17 protein-coding genes and 1 riboswitch are annotated in these 18492 nt (G+C 46.2%); of the genes, 9 read left to right on the top strand and 8 right to left on the bottom strand.

Going from position 1 to position 18492, the window contains the following annotated elements; all coding sequences use genetic code 11:
- Nucleotides 1–24: 24 nt before the first annotated feature.
- From OSC7112_RS34375 to OSC7112_RS39495, 3 genes are all read right to left on the bottom strand, one after another.
- Nucleotides 25–1482: a DUF1822 family protein gene (locus tag OSC7112_RS34375; protein ID WP_015175432.1), complete on the bottom strand. Its 1458-nt coding sequence runs from the start codon at nt 1480–1482 to the stop codon at nt 25–27.
- A gap of 3 nt (nt 1483–1485) precedes the next feature.
- Nucleotides 1486–3147, bottom strand: coding sequence for a sigma-70 RNA polymerase sigma factor region 4 domain-containing protein (locus OSC7112_RS07965; protein WP_015175431.1), 1662 nt, complete (start codon nt 3145–3147; stop codon nt 1486–1488).
- Nucleotides 3148–3330: 183 nt separating this feature from the next.
- Nucleotides 3331–3480 carry a hypothetical protein gene (locus OSC7112_RS39495; RefSeq protein ID WP_190274346.1) on the bottom strand — a complete coding sequence of 50 codons (150 nt, stop codon included), beginning with the start codon at nt 3478–3480 and terminating at the stop codon, nt 3331–3333.
- Nucleotides 3481–3860: 380 nt separating this feature from the next.
- Between OSC7112_RS39495 and OSC7112_RS07960 the strand changes: the two genes are divergently transcribed.
- The 3 genes from OSC7112_RS07960 to OSC7112_RS07950 all read left to right on the top strand — a co-directional run bounded on the left by OSC7112_RS07960 (nt 3861) and on the right by OSC7112_RS07950 (nt 5415).
- Nucleotides 3861–4142, top strand: a complete 282-nt coding sequence (locus tag OSC7112_RS07960) for a hypothetical protein (RefSeq protein ID WP_015175430.1) — start codon at nt 3861–3863, stop codon at nt 4140–4142.
- A 125-nt stretch (nt 4143–4267) separates the two neighbouring features.
- Entirely contained in the window at nt 4268–5077 is an 810-nt protein-coding gene (locus OSC7112_RS07955; RefSeq protein ID WP_015175429.1) for a TauD/TfdA family dioxygenase, read from the top strand.
- 32 nt (nt 5078–5109) lie between these two features.
- Entirely contained in the window at nt 5110–5415 is a 306-nt protein-coding gene (locus OSC7112_RS07950) for a hypothetical protein (protein WP_015175428.1), read from the top strand.
- Here the strand turns inward: OSC7112_RS07950 and OSC7112_RS07945 are convergent.
- The 5 genes from OSC7112_RS07945 to OSC7112_RS07925 all read right to left on the bottom strand — a co-directional run bounded on the left by OSC7112_RS07945 (nt 5388) and on the right by OSC7112_RS07925 (nt 10105).
- Nucleotides 5388–6029: an urea amidolyase associated protein UAAP2 gene (locus OSC7112_RS07945; protein WP_015175427.1), complete on the bottom strand. Its 642-nt coding sequence runs from the start codon at nt 6027–6029 to the stop codon at nt 5388–5390. The genes OSC7112_RS07950 and OSC7112_RS07945 overlap by 28 nt on opposite strands.
- Before the next feature lie 76 nt (nt 6030–6105).
- Entirely contained in the window at nt 6106–6837 is a 732-nt protein-coding gene (locus tag OSC7112_RS07940; RefSeq protein ID WP_015175426.1) for an urea amidolyase associated protein UAAP1, read from the bottom strand.
- A 295-nt stretch (nt 6838–7132) separates the two neighbouring features.
- A complete protein-coding gene (locus tag OSC7112_RS07935) occupies nt 7133–7909 on the bottom strand; it encodes an ABC transporter ATP-binding protein (RefSeq protein ID WP_015175425.1) in 777 nt (258 codons plus the stop codon).
- 168 nt (nt 7910–8077) lie between these two features.
- A complete protein-coding gene (locus OSC7112_RS07930; protein ID WP_015175424.1) occupies nt 8078–8929 on the bottom strand; it encodes an ABC transporter permease in 852 nt (283 codons plus the stop codon).
- Nucleotides 8930–9037: 108 nt separating this feature from the next.
- Entirely contained in the window at nt 9038–10105 is a 1068-nt protein-coding gene (locus tag OSC7112_RS07925) for an ABC transporter substrate-binding protein (protein WP_015175423.1), read from the bottom strand.
- Nucleotides 10106–10249: 144 nt separating this feature from the next.
- Nucleotides 10250–10401, bottom strand: a riboswitch (guanidine-I (ykkC/yxkD leader).
- A gap of 656 nt (nt 10402–11057) precedes the next feature.
- Between OSC7112_RS07925 and atzF the strand changes: the two genes are divergently transcribed.
- The 6 genes from atzF (at nt 11058) to OSC7112_RS07895 (ending at nt 17998) form a co-directional block, all read left to right on the top strand.
- Entirely contained in the window at nt 11058–12872 is a 1815-nt protein-coding gene (gene atzF / locus OSC7112_RS07920) for an allophanate hydrolase (protein ID WP_015175422.1), read from the top strand.
- Between the two features lie 39 nt (nt 12873–12911).
- Nucleotides 12912–13658: a calcium-binding protein gene (locus tag OSC7112_RS07915; RefSeq protein ID WP_015175421.1), complete on the top strand. Its 747-nt coding sequence runs from the start codon at nt 12912–12914 to the stop codon at nt 13656–13658.
- Nucleotides 13659–13918: 260 nt separating this feature from the next.
- Nucleotides 13919–14860 (top strand): tRNA pseudouridine(55) synthase TruB, encoded by a 942-nt coding sequence (gene truB / locus OSC7112_RS07910; RefSeq protein ID WP_015175420.1) that lies wholly within the window; start codon nt 13919–13921, stop codon nt 14858–14860.
- Between the two features lie 149 nt (nt 14861–15009).
- Nucleotides 15010–15240, top strand: a complete 231-nt coding sequence (gene yidD, locus OSC7112_RS07905; RefSeq protein WP_041622986.1) for a membrane protein insertion efficiency factor YidD — start codon at nt 15010–15012, stop codon at nt 15238–15240.
- Between the two features lie 216 nt (nt 15241–15456).
- Complete coding sequence (locus OSC7112_RS07900) at nt 15457–16671, top strand: response regulator (RefSeq protein WP_223300784.1); 1215 nt, start codon at nt 15457–15459, stop codon at nt 16669–16671.
- A 340-nt stretch (nt 16672–17011) separates the two neighbouring features.
- Nucleotides 17012–17998 carry a glycosyltransferase family 2 protein gene (locus tag OSC7112_RS07895; protein ID WP_015175417.1) on the top strand — a complete coding sequence of 329 codons (987 nt, stop codon included), beginning with the start codon at nt 17012–17014 and terminating at the stop codon, nt 17996–17998.
- The last annotated feature ends 494 nt before the right edge of the window (nt 17999–18492 follow it).

Genomic DNA, 18492 nt, shown 5'->3' with positions numbered 1-18492 from the left:
GGTCGGCTGGTAATGATGGTTGATTTAAACAGTAAAAGGTTCTTTGAGGCTCACTCCGTTCACTGCTATTTTAACCAGGAAATAATCGTCGATCGCCGCCGTAAATTCATATTCAATTAGATTGTCAGCAGCATCCGTTTGTTCTTCAAAGAAAACTTCGTCATCTTCATCTAGGATAGTAAGTTGCAGATTTGGTGGCAGAATTGGCGATCGCTCAGGATGTAATAGCAGATGAACCTTGATTTTATCAGTTTCTTCGGGGGTGAGAGTCAGCACAAGCCGAAGTCGATCGCTATCAAGGCGCATCCCTAAATTAATAGTCTTACCAATGCCGACACCCGCACTCTCATTACTCGGATCAATTTTCCCCAAACTCACGGATGCTTCGCGGCGCAAGGCGTCATTTTCAGTCGTTTCCAGCAGGTGAGTCAGGGTGGCGATCGCCTCTTGATTTCCTGGTTCGAGACCACCTAATAATTTAATCGCCTGCAATTGATTCTGGGGATTGCGCTTATTCTGTGAAATTTCAATCAATGTGGGAATGGTATTGTGACTCTTAAAGTTACCGTCCCTATAGGACAAAGCTCCTACCCTCCCATTCACTAAACTCTGGTCTACATTTCCCAACATCTCTGTAAACATTTGCTCACCTGTCTTCCAGCCATCTTGGAGATAATTCTTCATGCGCTGAAGCAAAACTGCTGGAGTTGAACTCGCGACAACTGGCACAAAATTTGCTACACGATTGTGATACAATAATTGCCGATATTTGTCATTTGCCAAGAAAGCGGCCCACTGTTCAAAGGATACTTTCAGTCGGGGAGAATATAGCGAGGAATCGCTCAAAAGCTGTAATAATTTCGCCGCCTCCATCTCTGATAAATTAAGCACGGGAGCAACTTCTGCTTGCAAGTTTAATCCTAGAGTAATTTGCATGACAGTCAGAGATGCGGTCAACTCATCTATGGCTAAAGAATAAGTGCGATCGCCCGCACTGTATCTGCCTTGATGCTTCAGTTGCTGATGAGTCGCAAACCCGCAGACTTCCAGCCAACAGCGATCGTCATCATCCCCATCCAAATTCACCTGCACAGCCACATAATAATCACCAGCCCAACTAGGAATATCAATCCATTCCTGCGGCACACAAATTTCTTCTACATCTGACTCGTCACTGGGAATAAACACCAGTCTGCTATCACCAATCTGAATAGCTGTACCGTTGACTACTTCCCAAATACTAGCAAGATCCTGACCGTGCCAGACTAAAGGTTGAGGGTTCTCTGGTTCCAGCCATTCAGAAAGCCAGTTAAATAAAGCATTTAAACAAGCGCCATTGAGATAACCATTGTAGCGAGAAATAGGATTAGAGTGATGTTGATTTTGTTGCCAAGCAGTCTCTAGGTCTACTTCGTCAATAGTCAAGCGCAGCCTATCAGAAATTTGAGACTCAAAGGGTTGGATTTTTGTGAATTCAAACATTTTTTATTCTCCTTTTTTGTTGTTAGCCATTAGAATTTGCAAGCATTCGTCAACGATAACATCCACTGTTTGGGAGGTATCTTCAGCCTGAAGAGAGAGATTCCGACTGCGACAGACAGCTCGAACTTGAGATTGATAAAAGCGCAATAACCACTTGTCCACACAATCCCGCTGCCAATTTTGAATTTCCGCAATTAAATTGGATTGTAAGTTTTGCTGAGATTGAGAAAGTATGGCATTCACCTCTAAGTTATCCATGCCCAGCATAATCGCAATCCTTTCTACGTTTAACTGCTGACCATAGTGAAGATGGAAAACAGTTTCCTCTTGAGATTCAAGTTTTTTAACAGCTTCAACTAAAGCTGCGTGAATTAAATCTGAATGCAGGGGAGCTCGGAAGTTTTTATGCAGCCATTGCAATACATACTTTTCTGACCATACTTCCGGTTGTGACATTTCAGCCATAGTTTTGATGAGTTTTGTTTTAATAGTATTCAGGCGACGAGAAATAGCAGATTGACTGATTCCTAATTTAATTTCTAGTTGTGTTTGCTTGATGCCGCAACCATAATAAAGCAGGAGAGTTTTGTGTTGATCTGGTTTAAATTCTTCTATCTGTTTGCGAAAAGCAGAGTGAACTTGCTGGCTTTTTCTGCTATTTGACTCAGTATTTTCATTTGCTTCTATATCGAAAGATTCTTCGGTATTTGACTCAGATAAATTTTCACCGCCTTTTTCCTCAAGTGATTCCCAGGGGATGTTGATGTTATGGTTAATGGGATTTTGGTAATTTTGTAATGCTTGAATACATAATTTCATCCAAGCTTGCACTTGCTCTTGATTGATATTTGAGCCAGCGGAGACTTCGTGAGGTGCATTCAATAGGACCTTTTCTGCATTGTAAGATTCAGCGGTCTGCCGAAAGTCTTCAGTATCAGCCTCGTGCCATTTATCCCCTCTTTTCCTGACCGCAGGATTATAAACTTTGTTTAAGCTATAAACTTGTTTAAAACATTTGCGTGCAAAGATACATTGGGTAATTGTTGGTTCTGGAATCGCAGAAGTTTCTAGGGCTTCCCGAAGCAGTTTATCGGATTTTTTAACTAGCATTCGCCACGGCGAAAACTTACCTACAGACATTTTATCTCGGATATCTTGGCTCAAGGCAGCTTGAATGTAGGTATCTAGAGAAGCCTGACGATCGCAATCATAGGATTGTAACAGGCGGCACAGATTGTCAGGATTGTAGATAAAAATGCGAGCAGAGGAGAGATACTCGTCCCAAAGCTGCTCCTGTGAGGCTCTGGAGGCTTCTCTTGCTGCATAATAGCAGTTTTTTTGAAGGTAACAAACCAAGTGTTCTAAGGCTAGCTTCTGGCGATTTTTTGGTTCCCATTCTTGAGGGATTGATGCCGCATTAATTGCTATTTTTCTCCAATAGAGTGCTAGATTTTTGCTGTAATTTTGCTGAGAACATAACTGTGCAAATTCTGGGTTGCGTTGTTGATACAAATTAAAATTGGTTCTGAGATGATTCTGGTTGTGCCACTCAATAATCTGGGCATTTTTGCTGGTATTCAGCCTGAGATAGGTGCAAAATTCGTCGGTGTAATTTTGACGTTCCGGCAGTCGGGGAATATTTCCCTGGTGAGAAGGGTTGGTCATCTTAGTTTGTTATCGAAGAACAATAAAGGAGGAATTGAGCCAGAAGTTTTGAGTTTACAGCAGCCTCGCTGGAGAGGAAGCTGTTGGCCAGTACAGAGGCTCAGAGGTTTTTGACTCGGAGTCATGGGGGAAATTGGGCGACTGAAGCATAGTGGCTGGAAGAGCGTCCTCTAAAGTGTGCTACTAACTTATTGGTGTCGTCAGCCGACATTTATGCGGGTAGCTCTGAGTTGGGGATGCAGCATTGTCTCTGAGCAAGGCAGTAGCAGTGCATCTGTTGCTTGCCCCCGTGCTGAGGCTGAAAGTGGGGCTGGTGTCTAACTCTTGAGACATAACTGCTTGAGTTGGAGTTACAACAGTCCAGCTTCTGGGCGCATTCCTCCAAAAGTGGGGCGCTAGACCTCACAGGCAGTCCCAGAATATCTGGCTGGTTGCCTCTGTCATTGCATTGTCCCACAATCGACTGCGATCGCCCTCCAGTTCTAAAATTCAGTCCTCAAATGCGATCGCCTCTGGCTGTTAGCTAGCTCGATCGCCCTTACTTATTCAATTGAGCAGCTTTTGAACAATTTGCATAAATTAGCAGACATAATTTTGAATGTTTTAGCTAAAAACTCGCCTCAACTTAAGAGATAAACTTACTCCGATTGTCTAAGATATTGACAATTACGAAATTTCCCGATCGCACAAATTGATTTGCATATTTTTGAACAATGGCACTTCTTTTAAGTTCCCATAACGTTGCCAAGTATTTAAGAGATGTAGAGCTCTGTACCGATACAGAGCCAGACCTCTTTCATGTAGATTCAGTTGCCGCTAAAAACTTTAACTTGTTAGTAACTCTTTCCAACGGTTATAAATACCTTGTCAAGCAGGAGCGCTTGGTCTCTGATGGCAAAGCTGATGGCGAATTTCTCAATGAATGGCGAACTCAAGATTTGTTACGGGTCTTTCCAGAATTGGACAGCTTTCGTTCGTTACTACCAATAGATTGAATGTCTCATAAATAGCAGAGCAACGATTGTTGTATTGCCGGAAATATTGAAATGATGATTCTTCAAATAATCTGCAATCTGATATTTTATATGACTTTACTATCAAAAAATAACTTTAAAAATGTATGTATAGCATGATTCACAAAAATTATGTGTTTGACTATCGGTACTTACTCAAAAAAATTAGTTGCCAAAAAGAGCTAGGCATTTGGATTAGAAGATATGTTGATGCACATGGTTTTCTAATCTTGCAAAATGTAGAGGGTAGCTCTGATGTAGAGCGCTCAAGTTTATTTTTAAGTTTAAGTCAACTCTGCTCATCGATCGGTACTCTAGTACCTCATAATCCTGGCAAGAATGACTTTGTTTGGCAAATCAAATCTCAATTATCTACTTCTGCTCTCAAGACTTTTTCGGAACACAATCAACACGCTCCACTTCATACAGATTCTCAATATAGGAATCAGCCTGAAAGATTCATTGCTTTGATGGCAATACGCCAAGCTCATTGCGGTGGTGGCTATACAGAAATAGTTGACTTTAGGAAGATTTTAGAAGATATAAAATGTACTGCTATGGGAAGTAGAGTTGTCGAGTTTATCAGAAATGAAAGTTTTCCTATTGCTATTCCAAGTGTTGTTCAGGAATCTTCTAAGCCAGCATCTATACAAGCAAAGCAGGTTTCAGTAAGCCCTTTGATTAGATATAGGTATGATACTCTCAAAGCTGGATTGTCTCTAATAGAACATGGTCGAGTTGCAGCTTTTCATGAAAATCTTGATTTGCTCGATCTTTTTATTCAATCAACTCCTCATCGATTTCGTTTTATATCATTACCTAACGAAATCACCTTTCTTGACAATCACAGATTCTTACACGGTAGGTCATCATTCGCTGATTTTAACAGATTACTACTCAGAACTAGAATGAACTAAATATTTCAACACATGACATGAGGTTAGCAAATATGACAAACTATCTCGAAAAATCCTCGAAAGTTGGTCAAGGTGCTTGGGCAGCAAAAGCTATTTACGATCTGACTGTAACTGCTTTATTGAAGAATCAGTTCAATGAAGTGGAAGAATTTATTGGCGTTTTCAATATAATTTCTGGAGATTTTGGAGGTGAAGCTGCCGCCCGTAAATTAAGAAGTGCGGCCAATCTTCTAAGTACATATGGCAACCAAAAACAATTAGCTTCTAGCCCGCCCCTAAAAAAATTGCGGAGGCAGCGCCCACCCTACATTTACACAGCATCCCAAACAATCAATTGAATCGGCGTAGGATTGTAAGCATTGCAAGGATTGTTCATTTGCGGGCAGTTAGAAATAGCAACCAGCGCGTTCATTTCGGCTCGCAAATCAACTGTACTTCCCGGATCGGAGATACCGTCAACAATTTCAAGCGTGCCATCTTCGCTAACCGGAACATTCATAAAGAAGTTGATATTGCTGACTAAATCTCGCTTGCCCAAACCGTAGGGAAGAATTGCGGCGAGGAAATTTTCAACACAGGCGTGCTGGTATTTTTTATCTAGCCCAAACCGCACCGAATTGCTCTCGCAGCTACAGGCGCCACCGGAGGTATCGTGCCGCCCGCAGGAGTCAGCAATTATGGTCATCATGGCTCGCCCTTCGTTGGAAATCAGTTGGCTGTTTGTAGTGACAAAGATGTTGCCTTGATTGACGATCGTATCGGGGGCGCTGTAGCGTTCGGAAGGGTCATCGGCATTGTAAACTAAAAAATCTACTGCTTGATTGCCGCCTAAATCTACAATGCGGAGAATTTGTCCTTTTTTGATGACGCGAGACCAGGGATGTCTGGCGGGTAAAACTTCGTTATAAATTGCAGTTTTTGGATCGAGAATTTGTTGTGTGGTTGCAGTCATGGTTCACTTTTTGTGATGGAATTGCAGATTTTTTCCCGCCGATTGGTGCGGACAAGATTGAGTGCTGGAATCTGGTTTATTGGACGAACAAAGCATCGGTGTTGATGAACCCGCGCACTGCTTCCGGGTTGGCGGTGCGGCACAAGTCGTCTGGTGCGGGTGCGGGGGTTTTCACAATCTGAATTTGGATGGGTTTTGGATCGTAAATTGAACCCGGATGCAGGATGTGGGGGCAGTTAGAGATAATGGTTAATACGTTCATTTCGGCTCGCAAATCGATAAAACTACCGGGTTTCTCGCAGCCTTCGCGAAACTCCATCGTGCCGTCGGGTTTGACGGCAATTCGAGTAAATAAGTTGAGGTTGGGCATGATATCTTTTTTGCCCAATCCCCACCGACTTAGGGCTTTGAGGAAGTTGTCGCGGGAGTTTTTCCAGTCTCCTTCGCCGTATTTTTTGGCATTGCTAATGGCGTTGCTGCATCCTCCTAGCAAATCGTGACAGCCGGAGGTGTCTTGGGTGATGGAAAATAGGATGCGCCCCATGTCTGTGTAGATCACCATGCCTTGTTTGAGAAAGGCGTTGAATTGAATTTTGGCGGTGTCTGCTGCGTTGAAACGTTCGATCGCATTGTCGGCGTTGTAGCACAGCATGGAAACGCCGCGAGAGCCTTCTAAATCGGTGATTCGCAGGGTGTTTCCCCGCTTGATGACTCCCGACCAGTACGCGCCGCCCGGTACGGTTTCTTGCATTAATACGAGGTCAGAATCAATTTGTGAGTTTGTGTCGATCGATGATAGTTGTACCATAAGTTCCTCTTGATGTATTTAGGTAGGTCAGCGACATAAAACAATAGTATTTTGTAATGGCCAAACCCGTCCTCTCCCAAAGTAATATTTATTTCCACTGATATCTTGCACGATTCTTAAGAACGGGCTCTCCGGCCCGTTCCACAATAAAATTGAGTTTTGTGGAACGGGCCGGAGAGCCCGTTCCTAAATAGGTAATTGACAATGGTGCAAGATGTTAAGTTTCCACTTACTTAGGTTGGCCGTTGTACTGTTGGCGCGGGTGCAAAAAGTGCAACTACAAACCTATTTTTATTTAAGCAGCCATTGCAACTGCTTCCTGTCCGTGTTTCCGCATCAAATCCATGAGTTCGTCGCGGTAATCGTGGAATTTGGCGTGGCGTTTGACGCTGGGAGTGCGATCGGGCAAATTAATCGACATTTCCTTTCTCACTGTACCGGGACGAGCGCCCAAAGCATAAATCCGATTGGAAAGAAACACCGCTTCTTCGACATCGTGGGTAATCATAAAGATTGTAATCTGAGTGCGGCGCCACAAATCCAGCATGAATTCGTGCATCGATTCTTTAGTGTGGATATCCAATGCGCCGAAAGGTTCATCCATTAATAACACTTTAGGTTCAGAAGCGAGGGCGCGGGCGATCGCCACCCGCTGTTTCATCCCGCCCGACAATTCCTTCGGCAGCGACGAAGCAAACTGCGTCAATCCTACCACACTCAAATAATAGCTCGCTTGTTCGCGCCGCTTTTTCTTGGAAACGCCTTGAAGTTTGAGGCCAAACTCGGCATTTTCCTGCACGTTCATCCAAGGATAAAGAGTGTAATGCTGAAATACCATACCTCGATCCGGTCCCGGCGAAACAACTTCCTTGCCATCAATTTTAACTTCCCCTGTTGTCGGCTTGTCCAATCCCGCAATCTGCCTCAACAGAGTAGATTTGCCCGAACCGGATGCGCCTACCGCGCAGATAAATTCGCCTTGCTTGATGCTCATATTGATGTCCTTGAGGACAACTAATTTACCGTTTTTAGTTTCAAAGTTTTTGTGCAGATTGTTGATTTGTAGAAACATGAGTAAATCCTCCGTATTGTAAGTAAAAAATCACACCATTCTGCTTCCTAACACCAAATACTCGTTAGTAACTCTTTAGTCTGCGAAGGCGGACTTCGTTTGACAAGAAGCGGTTTAAACCGCCGATTACGATCGAGACTTTTTAACAAGGATTTGTATAACACCTGCTTACTGTTTCTGACTTGACCATTTACAAGAAACCCGCAGCAGATATTGAAAAAGCAAGTCAAAAGTCAGTCCGATCGCCCCAATGACAATCAGCCCCACAAAAATTTCATCGGTTCGGAGAAATCGACCTGCGACGCTGATCCGGCGACCTAAGCCTTCGGTGGCGGCAATCAATTCCGAGACGATTACCAATTGCCAAGCCGCAGCTAAGTTGATGCGGCTAGCATCAAGAATTCCCGGCAAAACGTGGGGGAAAATAACTTGAGTTAGGATTTCCCAGCGATTCCCGCCCAACATATAAGTAGATTCGATCAAGTCTTTGGGAACAAACTTGACTGTATCCATCACCATCAGCGAATTGAAGAAAAAGACACCGATAAATATCAGCGTTATTTTGGGTTCTTCGCCGATTCCCAAGTAGAGAATTAGCAGGGGAATGAATGCTGGTGCGGGCATATATCGCATCAAGCCGAACATGGGTTCTAGCAAGGCGCGAATACTGGCAAAACTGCCCATCAGCACGCCAATTGGTATGGAAAAAACCAAGGCGAACAGAAAGCCCACTCCCACCCGCCACAAACTCGCTACCGTGTCTTTCAAAAGTTCGCGAGTGTTCCACAGCCGACCAAATGCCTCTAAAACTTTGCCGGGGGAAGGCAAAAATTTGGGGTCTACGTTGGCGAAGGTTGTTACTAGCCACCACAGCAGCAGCGGCAGTGCGATCGATGTTACCGTTAACCCAATATTGAGGGGTTGTGGTATCTCTTCCCCAATCCGCCAGAAAACGGTGGGATTTAGGCTTTTTTGCTTGAGGTGGGATTGGATCGATCGGGGTTCGGGATTTGGTGGCATGATTTAATTGCAGAACAGTTGAGCGAGTAATTTTAGTAGCTTTTTGGTATTTTCAAAAAGAATATTCTTGAAAGCTTTTTGTGTCTGCATAATCGTAAATTCTGCCTTTTAGCTTTTACCTTCAGAATAAGCTTTTATAAAACGATCGTCAAATAATTGGCTGATATCTGGTTGGGTTTTTGCTAAATTTACATCTACGAGAAATTTGGTCATTTCTGCGGCCGCAAACGGCAATGATGTCATGTCATTTCCCGGTTGAAAGGCTTTCAAGTTTTCCTCGATCGTGAATATCTTAGTGCCGTCTTCATATTCTTTGTATTCCTCAACGCTGACTCCGGCGCGGTTGGCTAGAATCTCGTAAGATTTCTCTTGATTTGATTTCATGTATTCCAATGTTGCAAACCAGGAATTGACCAGGGCTTGCACTCGATCGGGGTGTTCGCCGATAAACTTTCGCGTGAATACCAAATGGTCGGAAATCGCCCCCGGAAAATCTTTTGAACTAAACAGTTCCTTGCTGTTCGATCGTTTTAATGCTTGCGTGGTAAACGGCGCAAATACTGCCGCCGCATCGACTTGTCCTCCGACGAAAGCCGCCGCAGCTTTGCCGGTTTCCAGCGGTACAAATTGAATATCTTGCACTGATAAACCTGCTTTTCTCAGCCCTAACAGCAATAGAAAGTGATCGACTGTACCTTCCTCGGCGGCAACTTTTTTTCCTTTTAAATCGGCAACGGAATTGATGCCTTCGGCGACAATCACTTTGTCATTTCCAGTCGAGTTGTCGTTGACTAAAACAATTACTTGGTCGGCGCCGCCGGATATGGAGTTTACTGTATCGCCGAGGGTTTGGCTGTTAGCATTGATCTGTCCTGCTGTGAGAGTGCCGATCGATTCTAAGTAGCCGTCAAACCATTTTAAGTCTACAGCAACTTTGTTGGCTTCAAATATCTTTTGCTCTTTGGCAATTTGCCAAGGAAACCAGCCGGGCCACGCGCTGAATCCGAGGCTAACTGCATCAGCATTTACTGAAGAAGCTGCTTCGCTTTCTGTCGTGGTTTTGATATAAATTGCCGGGTTGACGCAGCCGACAGCGAAAAACAAGGTGATAAAAAATAGGGCGCAGTAGGACAAGGGCGATCGCGTTATTTTGGGGGAGCAATATCGGATATTCATAGCATATTCTTGTTGCTGGTTAGAGGTGAATATGTCGATCGAGCTTTTGCACCTTCTTTGGCTTCCTTAGCTGCCGCAAACCCCCTTGATATACAAGGATAAAGCCCGAGAGCTAACGAACCGAGTCTTGCTGACCGATCGCGTTTCTCCCGGGCTTTTATCCCGCCGTGTAACTGGCTAGTGTTTCCCTAAATTTAAAATCTTGGGAGAACCAGTCTGCTTCTCTCGGACCAGCACTTGAACTGTCTAACCTGAGTTAGAAACTGATTCAAATCGGAACCCTAGAAGCGGTTAAATTTTTCGTTTTTTGTCTGTATAAGTCCTGTTTGCAACCCAAGGAGTTATTCGAGACTGTTGGTAGCAGCAATGCACTTAGCTTTTTGAAAGGTAAGCATACTGTAGAGTGCAATCCTATTAGATTGCTATGTTTCAAACCGTAACAGCAAACTTGATGCAAAAATGTGTAAAATGTTACAAAAAACGGTTTTTCTGGAATTTGTAAAATTAAAATTTTTGGAAGATTAAACCGGGCGATGAGACGGGGCGATGGGAAATCGTGAAGTTTGCCTGCACACAAAGACGAAACCCGCAAGGTCAGGGTTGAATATTTCTCAAGGGCGTTGCTGAATACAGGTAGGAATTCAGATTTCCCAATTGCTATCAGCCAAGTATGGTGAGTTTTGTAACATCAAGCGAAAAGTTGATTCATACCCTGAATCAGCAACGCCGAATATTTCTCAAGAAATACTTCGCTGCCTCGACTAGATGCAAGTAAGATCGACAATGCGGTAAACTAACCTTCTATTTGTAAGAACGATCGCCTTGCACAGCCTGTGAAGTGATTTCTTCAATCGAAAATCTAAAATCGAAAGATCGCCCAGCAAAGCCTGTGAAGTCAACTATTCAATCTAAAATCTAAAATCTAAAATCTAAAATCGATTGACGGTGCATTATGGAAAAAGTTAACTACAGTCAGAGTCTCGACATTCATTCGCTGCTCGATCGCTACCGCACCGGCTCGCTCGCGCCTGCAGATGCGATCGCGAGCGTGTACGATCGGATCGAGCGCTATGCAGATCCGGCGGTATGGATTTATTTAGCACCGCAGGCGGAAACCCTCGAACGCGCCAAAGCCTTGGAAAACCTAGACCCGCAGCAGTTGCCGCTCTACGGGATACCTTTTGCGATCAAAGATAATCTCGATTGGGCGGGCGTTCCGACTACGGCGGGATGTCCGCAGTTTGCTCGCACTCCAGCGCGATCGTCCGCAGTCGTAGAGCGTTTGTGCGCGGCAGGTGCGATCGCGATCGGCAAAACAAACATGGATCAGTTTGCCACAGGATTAGTCGGAACCCGCACGCCTTATGGAGTTTGCCGCAATCCGTTCGACCGGCGCTACATCCCGGGCGGATCGAGTTCCGGTTCCGCCGCAGCAGTCTCCGCCGGATTGGTGAGTTTTGCTCTGGGTACCGATACCGCAGGATCGGGGCGGGTTCCCGCTGCTTTTACCAACATTGTCGGGCTGAAGCCAAGTTGCGGCTCGATCGGCACTCGCGGCCTGTTACCGGCGGTGCGATCGCTCGATTGCGTTTCTGTGTTCGCTCTCACCTGTGCGGATGCGGCTTCCGTGCTGCAAGCAGCCAGCGGTTTTGACGCTGAGGATGCGTTTTCTCGTCGCCCTGAAACGAAAGTTTTGCCGGATTTATCCAGCTTGCGGGTGGGAGTTCCCGCAGACGGCGAACTCGAATTTTTCGGGAATGCAGAAGCCGAACAGCGCTACCGAGAGGCGATCGCGCGCTTGCAATCTTTGGGCTGCACGATCGTACCTATTGACTTCAAACCCTTTGCGGATGCTGCCGAACTGCTCTACGGCGGGCCTTGGGTAGCAGAAAGGTTGGCCGCGATCGGCGATTTCCTCGACGCGCACCCAGATGCGATCGATCCGATCGTCTGCGAAATTATCAGCGGCGGCAAACGCTACGATGCCGTCTCTGCCTACCGCGCGTCGTACCGGTTGGCCGAACTCCGCCTGCAGGCAGAAATTCAGTGGGAGTCAATGGATGTTTTGGCTGTTCCCACGACAGGCACGATTTATACTGTCGCAGAAGTTGCAGCCGAACCGATCGCCCTCAACACCAATCTCGGGCGCTACACGAACTTTGCGAATTTGCTCGATTTGTGCGCGATCGCAGTTCCCAGCGGGTTTCAAAGCAGCGGATTGCCCGCAGGATTGACACTGATGGCTCCTGCGTGGCACGATTTATCGCTCTGCAGCCTGGGATCTGCTTTCCACGCTAGCTTGGGCGGAACTTTGGGCGCAACCGGGCTGGCGCTGCCAACCCTCCCGGAACCCGCCAGCGCAGCCAAACCTGACTCAGAAGAACGAGTCAAAATAGCCGTGGTTGGCGCTCATTTGAGCGGTGAGCCGCTGAATTATCAACTAATCGAGGGGGGAGGCGTTTTGGTTCGCGCCTGCCGTACCAGCCCGATTTACAAGCTGTACGCTTTGACGGGTACTGCTCTGGGCAAGCCGGGATTGGTGCGTCAGGTAGAGGGCGGTAGCGCGATCGAGGTGGAAGTTTGGGAGTTGTCGATCGCGGCTTTCGGCGGATTTGTCGCTAAAATTCCCCCGCCGCTGGGAATTGGTACGCTGGTGTTGGAGGACGGCTCCACGGTGCAGGGCTTTTTGTGCGAATCTTATGCTGTGGCGGATGCGATCGATATTTCTCATCTCGGCGGTTGGCGAGCGTATCACTTCCGGTTTTAGGCTAAGTTAGAATGGCAAATTTCTACCATCTTCAGAATCATGCCATCAGCAGTGCCAATTCGACCAATTCCCATCACAACCCCAACCCCCACCGGCGGCGGTACCCGTCCCTCTGGGGTCTCTGGCGGCAGAAATGGCACCAGCGGCCCCGACTCTCTCAGGGGTAGTGCGGGCGCGGACTTGATATTTGGTTTGGGTGGGCCTGACAGCATTTTTGGCTTAGGCGCAGACGATTCCCTCTACGGCGGCGACGGCGACGACTCAATACTGGGGGACGCTGGCAATGATTTGCTGTTCGGCGGTGCGGGTCGCGACAGCGTTTTGGGCGGCGTGGGCGACGATACTTTCTACGGCGGCAAAGGTTCTGACTCAATGCTGGGCGAAGATGGCAATGATTTGCTGTTTGGCAACCAAGACGCCGATACTTTGTTGGGCGGCGCGGGCGATGACACGCTTTTTGGGGGTGCCGGCGATGACTCGCTGTTTGGTGGCATCGGCAATGACTGTTTATCGGGCGATCGCGGCTTAGATACTTTAACTGGGGGCGCCGGAAACGATACTTTTGCGATCGGGCGTTTGGCAGATGGTGATGTGATTACAGATTTTACTGATGGTACGGATCGAATTCGCTTGGCTGCCGGCCTCACCTTTGGCGAACTCACCATTTCGGCTGGGGCCGGAACTTCGCCGAGTACAATTATTCAGCTTACAAACACCAACGAAACTCTCGCTACTTTATTCGGAGTTGCCCGCACTTCTATCACTCAGGCGGACTTTATTCTTTAATTAGTCGTGGGGAATGGGGAATGGGGAATTGGGAATGGGAATTGGGAATTGGGAATTGGGGACTTTGTAGTTTTAAGTTTTCAATATTAAACTTTTTAACTCAAAACCGCTTTTGCGTTGCAAGTAACGTTAGCTTTCGCAATGCGAAGGCAAGCAATCTCAAAACTTCTCATCTTCCTTTTTCCTGCTTCCTTCTTCTCTCTTCCTGACATCCGTTAGATCAGTTACATCCCGTACATTGCTCGTTGCCGAACTTCCTAATGACTACTGACGGTTTTCTCAATCTCAACAAACCTGCGGGCATGACTTCTCACGACTGCGTGGGGCGAGTGCGCCGGCTATTGAAACTCAAGCGAGTCGGACACGGAGGAACCCTCGATCCTGCCGTGACTGGCGTTTTGCCGATCGCCCTGGGCAAAGCAACCAGACTGCTGCAATATCTCCAACACAATAAAGCTTACCGAGGCACGATTCGGTTTGGCTTAACTACTGCTACTGACGATTTAGAAGGAGAAATTCTCCATTCTCGACCGGTGCCAGAGTTGAGTTTGGAACAAGTGCAAGCTGCACTCCCCAACTTTATAGGAAAAATCGAGCAATTTCCGCCGAGTTTTAGTGCGGTTCAGGTGGGAGGAAAACGCCTTTATGAGTTAGCTAGAAAAGGCGAAACAGTGGAAGTTGCTGCTAGGAAAGTGGAGGTTTTTCGGCTGGAAATCTTGGATTGGCGGCCGGGGGATTTTCCTGAATTGGATTTGTCGATCGCCTGCGGGGCGGGTACTTACATTCGGGCGATCGCGCGGGATTTGGGCGCACTGTTGAATGCAGGCGGTACTTTGGCTGGTTTGACTCGCACCGAAAGTAGCGGTTTTTCGATCGGGGAAAGTCTCAGTTTTGAACAATTGGAACTGCAATTGCAGGAGAATAAATTCTGCCCGATTTTGCCATCGGCGGTTTTGGGACATTTAGGTGCGATCGTCCTTTCCCCTGAATATACCAAACGCTGGTTTCAAGGACAGCGCCTCCCGATTCCCGAAACGCCGATCGGGGCAGAGGAGGAAAGTAGCAACCAGCCCCCCCACAACCCAATACCCCAACCTCCCTATCCCTTGCAGGTTTACGATCGAGACGGTAATTTTTTAGGTATCGGTCAAGTAGCGAACTCAGAGACAAGTACCATATTATCTCCTCAAATTGTGCTTTAAGTATCTAAAATAAAAATGAAAAAAGGTATAATTGGTACAGGAAAAGTTGGCGGAACTCTAACCGCTGGGAATGCTCTCGATTCACCTAGCTTACAGCGGTACGGGACAAGATTTGCCTATTAATCTAATCAATCGCTGAGGTAAAAATGGTGAAAATAGTGCTGATCGGATTAATCAGAGGCTACAAAATGGGGATTTCTCCTTACCTGCCTAACGCCTGTAGATTTCAGCCAACTTGTTCGCAATACGCCATCGAAGCAATAGAAAGATTTGGGCCTGCCCGCGGCAGCTCGATGGCAGTTAAGCGAATTTTACGCTGTCATCCTTTTCATGCAGGGGGTTACGATCCAGTACCTCCCAAAGATAGCGAGGGCAATTAGTTATTAATTAGAAGCCGGATTTTAGTGATTAGTTAATAGTGCAAATAGGCGCTGCATCCTCATGGCTAAAACTACCGAGGGGAATCACTCCCTAAGAGGGTTAAATTCGCACAATAAGTGGTGTTTCTTAACCCAACTTCAGTAAAATTACTGTTATCTTTCAAAACTCAGCAGCTATATAATGGTACAAACAGAGTACAGGGGATGCGAGTTGATATGTCTGCTACCGCAATCGGATACAAAATGTTGTCCCATACTCTGGCTGTACTCAGCCAGAAACAAGCAACAGGGAAACTGGTTTTAGAGCAAGGGGAACAACAGTGGCAACTTTACTTTTTTCAGGGTAGTTTGGTGTATGCCACGGGAGGATCGCACAGAGCGAGGCGGTGGTACAGGGCGATCGGGCAACACTGTCGAAACTTTCAAGTGGATCTCAGAGACCTCGATGCTGGAGAACTGTGGGAATATCAACTGCTTCAGCGAGGGATAGCAGCCAGCGAAATGAGTCTGGAACAAGCTAGGGCGATCGTCCAGACCAGCCTTTCGGAAGTGTTATTTGCTCTGATCGGTCAATCGGGTTTGCGCCGGGAGTGGCGTCCGTCCCAGAAATATTTTTCTACAATTACCTCTTCTTTGCTGCTGTCTTTAACAGAAGTAGAGAAAGTTCTGTGTTGTACAGAAGAAATTTGGCAGAAGTGGAAAGCAATGGGTTTGTGGCTGGTAGATCCAGAACAAGCACCGCTTTTAAAACCGTCGGCCCAGTTGCAGCAAAATCGATTTAGTTCTAATTCTTTGATCGCTTTGAGTAACGTATTCAACGGCGAGAATACTCTTTGGGATATTGCATTTAAGAAAAAGCAGTGCGTGACAGTGGCAACTCGCGCTTTAGTTAATTACATCAAACAGGGTTTAGTAAATTTCCGAACAGTACCAGACTTGCCGTCGCCTATAGAACAGTGGCGCCTTGCCGCAGCGATTGCAGGGCCGGGTCGCCCTTTGATTGCCTGTATCGATGACAGTCCGACAGTATGCGAATTTTTAGAGCAAATTTTATTGCCCCAGGGGTATCGAGTCCTAAAAATTCAAGACCCCATGCAGGGAGTGGGCCTCCTCGCCAAACAAAAGCCTGCTTTAATTTTTATGGACGTGGTGATGCCGAAGACAAGTGGCTTTGCTTTGTGCAATTTTTTGCGAAAGACACCCGCTTTTCGCGAAACTCCGATCGTGTTTTTGACCAGTCAAGATAGTATAATTGACCGCACGCGAGCGAAATTGACAGGTGCTTCCGATTTTTTGAGGAAACCAGCCAATCCCGAACAGGTTTTGGAAATAGCTGACAAGTATTTGAAGGTAAAAGGCGATGGCCACCCTTCAGCAATTCGCCCCCAAGATATACTTAATCCACGACAACTTGCCCTGGCCAATTCTTGAACCCAAATTATGCCGATCGATCGTCACTTATCGGGTGCGTGAGCCTCCGAGTCACCCGATAAGTATTGTACAATAAAGACGCCACCGGATTTTATCAATAAATCTTCTAGAGGCGGTTGCATGGTTTTTCTTGCTTTCAAAGCCCGCATTTCCGTAAACTTGCCCAGCGCGTATTGATTCTAATACCAGTTCCTACCAGTTGACAAAAAGAATGCAACTGTAGGCAAGTTCCCAGCCAGACGCTCATCAGTCATTTCCTGTTTTTTAATCTAAAATCTAAAATCTAAAATCTAAAATCTAAAATCTAAAATGGTATAATCCCTAAAACTTGATATTAATTATGAGCGATCGCACCCCGCAGGTGAGCGTAGTAATTCCGGCTTACAACTGCGCTGCTTACGTCGGCCAAGCCGTCGATAGCGTCCTGCACCAAACCTATGGTAACTGGGAAATTATTGTCGTAGACGACGGCTCCCGAGACGATACCAAGTTAGTTTTAGAGAAATATGGCGATCGAATTCGCTACATATACCAACAAAATCAAGGAGTTTCGATTGCCAGAAATCACGGTATCGAGCTAGCCAGAGGAGAATTTATCGCCTTTCTCGATGCTGACGACTACTTTTTTCCCGACAAATTAGCATCACAAATGGCTGTATTTGCAGCGCGACCAAATCTAGGAATAGTTCACAGCGGCTGGCGTCTTGTTAATAGTATAGGCGAACCCCTAAAAGATGTCAAACCCTGGCAAAATGTACCTAAATTAGACTTAGAAATGTGGCTGCGGTGGAAACCAGTATTACCCAGCGCGATGGTATTTCGCCGTCAGTGGTTAGAGGGCGCCGGCGGATTCGATCCTCGATTTCCCCCGGCGGAAGATACAGATTTAGTGCTGCGTTTAGCCTTAATGGGATGCGAAGCAGAGTGGCTGCAGCAAGTAACTGTTTGCTACCGCCAGCACGAACAAAGCGCCATGTACAAAGGTTTACCGCAGGCTAAATCCCTCGCTGCCGTGATGGACAATTTTTTTGCCCGCCCCGAGTTGCCGGATAAAATACGTTTGTTGGAAAAGCAAATCAAGTACAGTACCTTAGTTTGGATTGCTTGGTATTTGTACCGCACCGGTCATTCTGTTGAGATGGTAGAGTTTTTGCAGCGTTCTTGGAATTATACGCCTTATTTACCTGTGGAAACAGTAATTAATTGGGCGGAAGCTTTCGCCGAGTTTTCGCAGGATGCGGGAAATGAATTCGATGCAGATTTATTAGCTCAATCTCCCGAGTGGCAGCAGTTAATGCACTGGACTATTCTCGGTACACCAGCTTGATTGTGTTGATAGTCGATCGAGCTTGTATGTCATTTCTGGTTGATTCGCGACCATATAATTTGCGCGATCGTCAAGGCTGGTTTTACAAACAATCTATAGCGCTTTTCAGGGAGGAAGTGATATCCAATCCGGTAGCATCGGAATTAATATTACCCACAGGTTTCGAGAGGGGGGCGTACCTTTTCCCTACAATTCATCCGGGTAGGGAAACGTCATGATGCCGTGTCCGACCTATCATGTCTGAGTTCTCGTATTGTTTCCGGTTGCATCGGAATAATAAACTCGAGTCAACAGCTAACACTCAACCATTCAATTTTTTGAATCCGAGTCAACAGTCAACAGTCATGAAGAGTGCAACCGGAATTGAGATTACTCATTCGTTTAATCATTTCGATGCAACCGGATGTGATATTACGGAGTCAGGATCGGGAGTTCTGAGTTCGATATTACCGTCAATTCCTAATGCTGAACAGGCGTCGATATCGGTAGTTTTG

Source organism: Oscillatoria nigro-viridis PCC 7112 (assembly GCF_000317475.1).
In the GTDB taxonomy this organism is placed as follows: domain Bacteria; phylum Cyanobacteriota; class Cyanobacteriia; order Cyanobacteriales; family Microcoleaceae; genus Microcoleus; species Microcoleus nigroviridis.
Note: the sequence above shows the minus strand (reverse complement) of the source record. Positions and strands in the feature narration are given on the sequence as shown.

Bases quoted from the DNA above. Each gene is read 5' to 3' on its own strand.
- OSC7112_RS34375 (WP_015175432.1), bottom strand. From the start codon at position 1,482: ATGTTTGAATTCACAAAAATCCAACCCTTTGAGTCTCAAATTTCTGAT.
- OSC7112_RS07965 (WP_015175431.1), bottom strand. From the start codon at position 3,147: ATGACCAACCCTTCTCACCAGGGAAATATTCCCCGACTGCCGGAACGT.
- OSC7112_RS39495 (WP_190274346.1), bottom strand. From the start codon at position 3,480: ATGTCTCAAGAGTTAGACACCAGCCCCACTTTCAGCCTCAGCACGGGG.
- OSC7112_RS07960 (WP_015175430.1), top strand. From the start codon at position 3,861: ATGGCACTTCTTTTAAGTTCCCATAACGTTGCCAAGTATTTAAGAGAT.
- OSC7112_RS07955 (WP_015175429.1), top strand. From the start codon at position 4,268: ATGTATAGCATGATTCACAAAAATTATGTGTTTGACTATCGGTACTTA.
- OSC7112_RS07950 (WP_015175428.1), top strand. From the start codon at position 5,110: ATGACAAACTATCTCGAAAAATCCTCGAAAGTTGGTCAAGGTGCTTGG.
- OSC7112_RS07945 (WP_015175427.1), bottom strand. From the start codon at position 6,029: ATGACTGCAACCACACAACAAATTCTCGATCCAAAAACTGCAATTTAT.
- OSC7112_RS07940 (WP_015175426.1), bottom strand. From the start codon at position 6,837: ATGGTACAACTATCATCGATCGACACAAACTCACAAATTGATTCTGAC.
- OSC7112_RS07935 (WP_015175425.1), bottom strand. From the start codon at position 7,909: ATGTTTCTACAAATCAACAATCTGCACAAAAACTTTGAAACTAAAAAC.
- OSC7112_RS07930 (WP_015175424.1), bottom strand. From the start codon at position 8,929: ATGCCACCAAATCCCGAACCCCGATCGATCCAATCCCACCTCAAGCAA.
- OSC7112_RS07925 (WP_015175423.1), bottom strand. From the start codon at position 10,105: ATGAATATCCGATATTGCTCCCCCAAAATAACGCGATCGCCCTTGTCC.
- atzF (WP_015175422.1), top strand. From the start codon at position 11,058: ATGGAAAAAGTTAACTACAGTCAGAGTCTCGACATTCATTCGCTGCTC.
- OSC7112_RS07915 (WP_015175421.1), top strand. From the start codon at position 12,912: ATGCCATCAGCAGTGCCAATTCGACCAATTCCCATCACAACCCCAACC.
- truB (WP_015175420.1), top strand. From the start codon at position 13,919: ATGACTACTGACGGTTTTCTCAATCTCAACAAACCTGCGGGCATGACT.
- OSC7112_RS07900 (WP_223300784.1), top strand. From the start codon at position 15,457: ATGTCTGCTACCGCAATCGGATACAAAATGTTGTCCCATACTCTGGCT.
- OSC7112_RS07895 (WP_015175417.1), top strand. From the start codon at position 17,012: ATGAGCGATCGCACCCCGCAGGTGAGCGTAGTAATTCCGGCTTACAAC.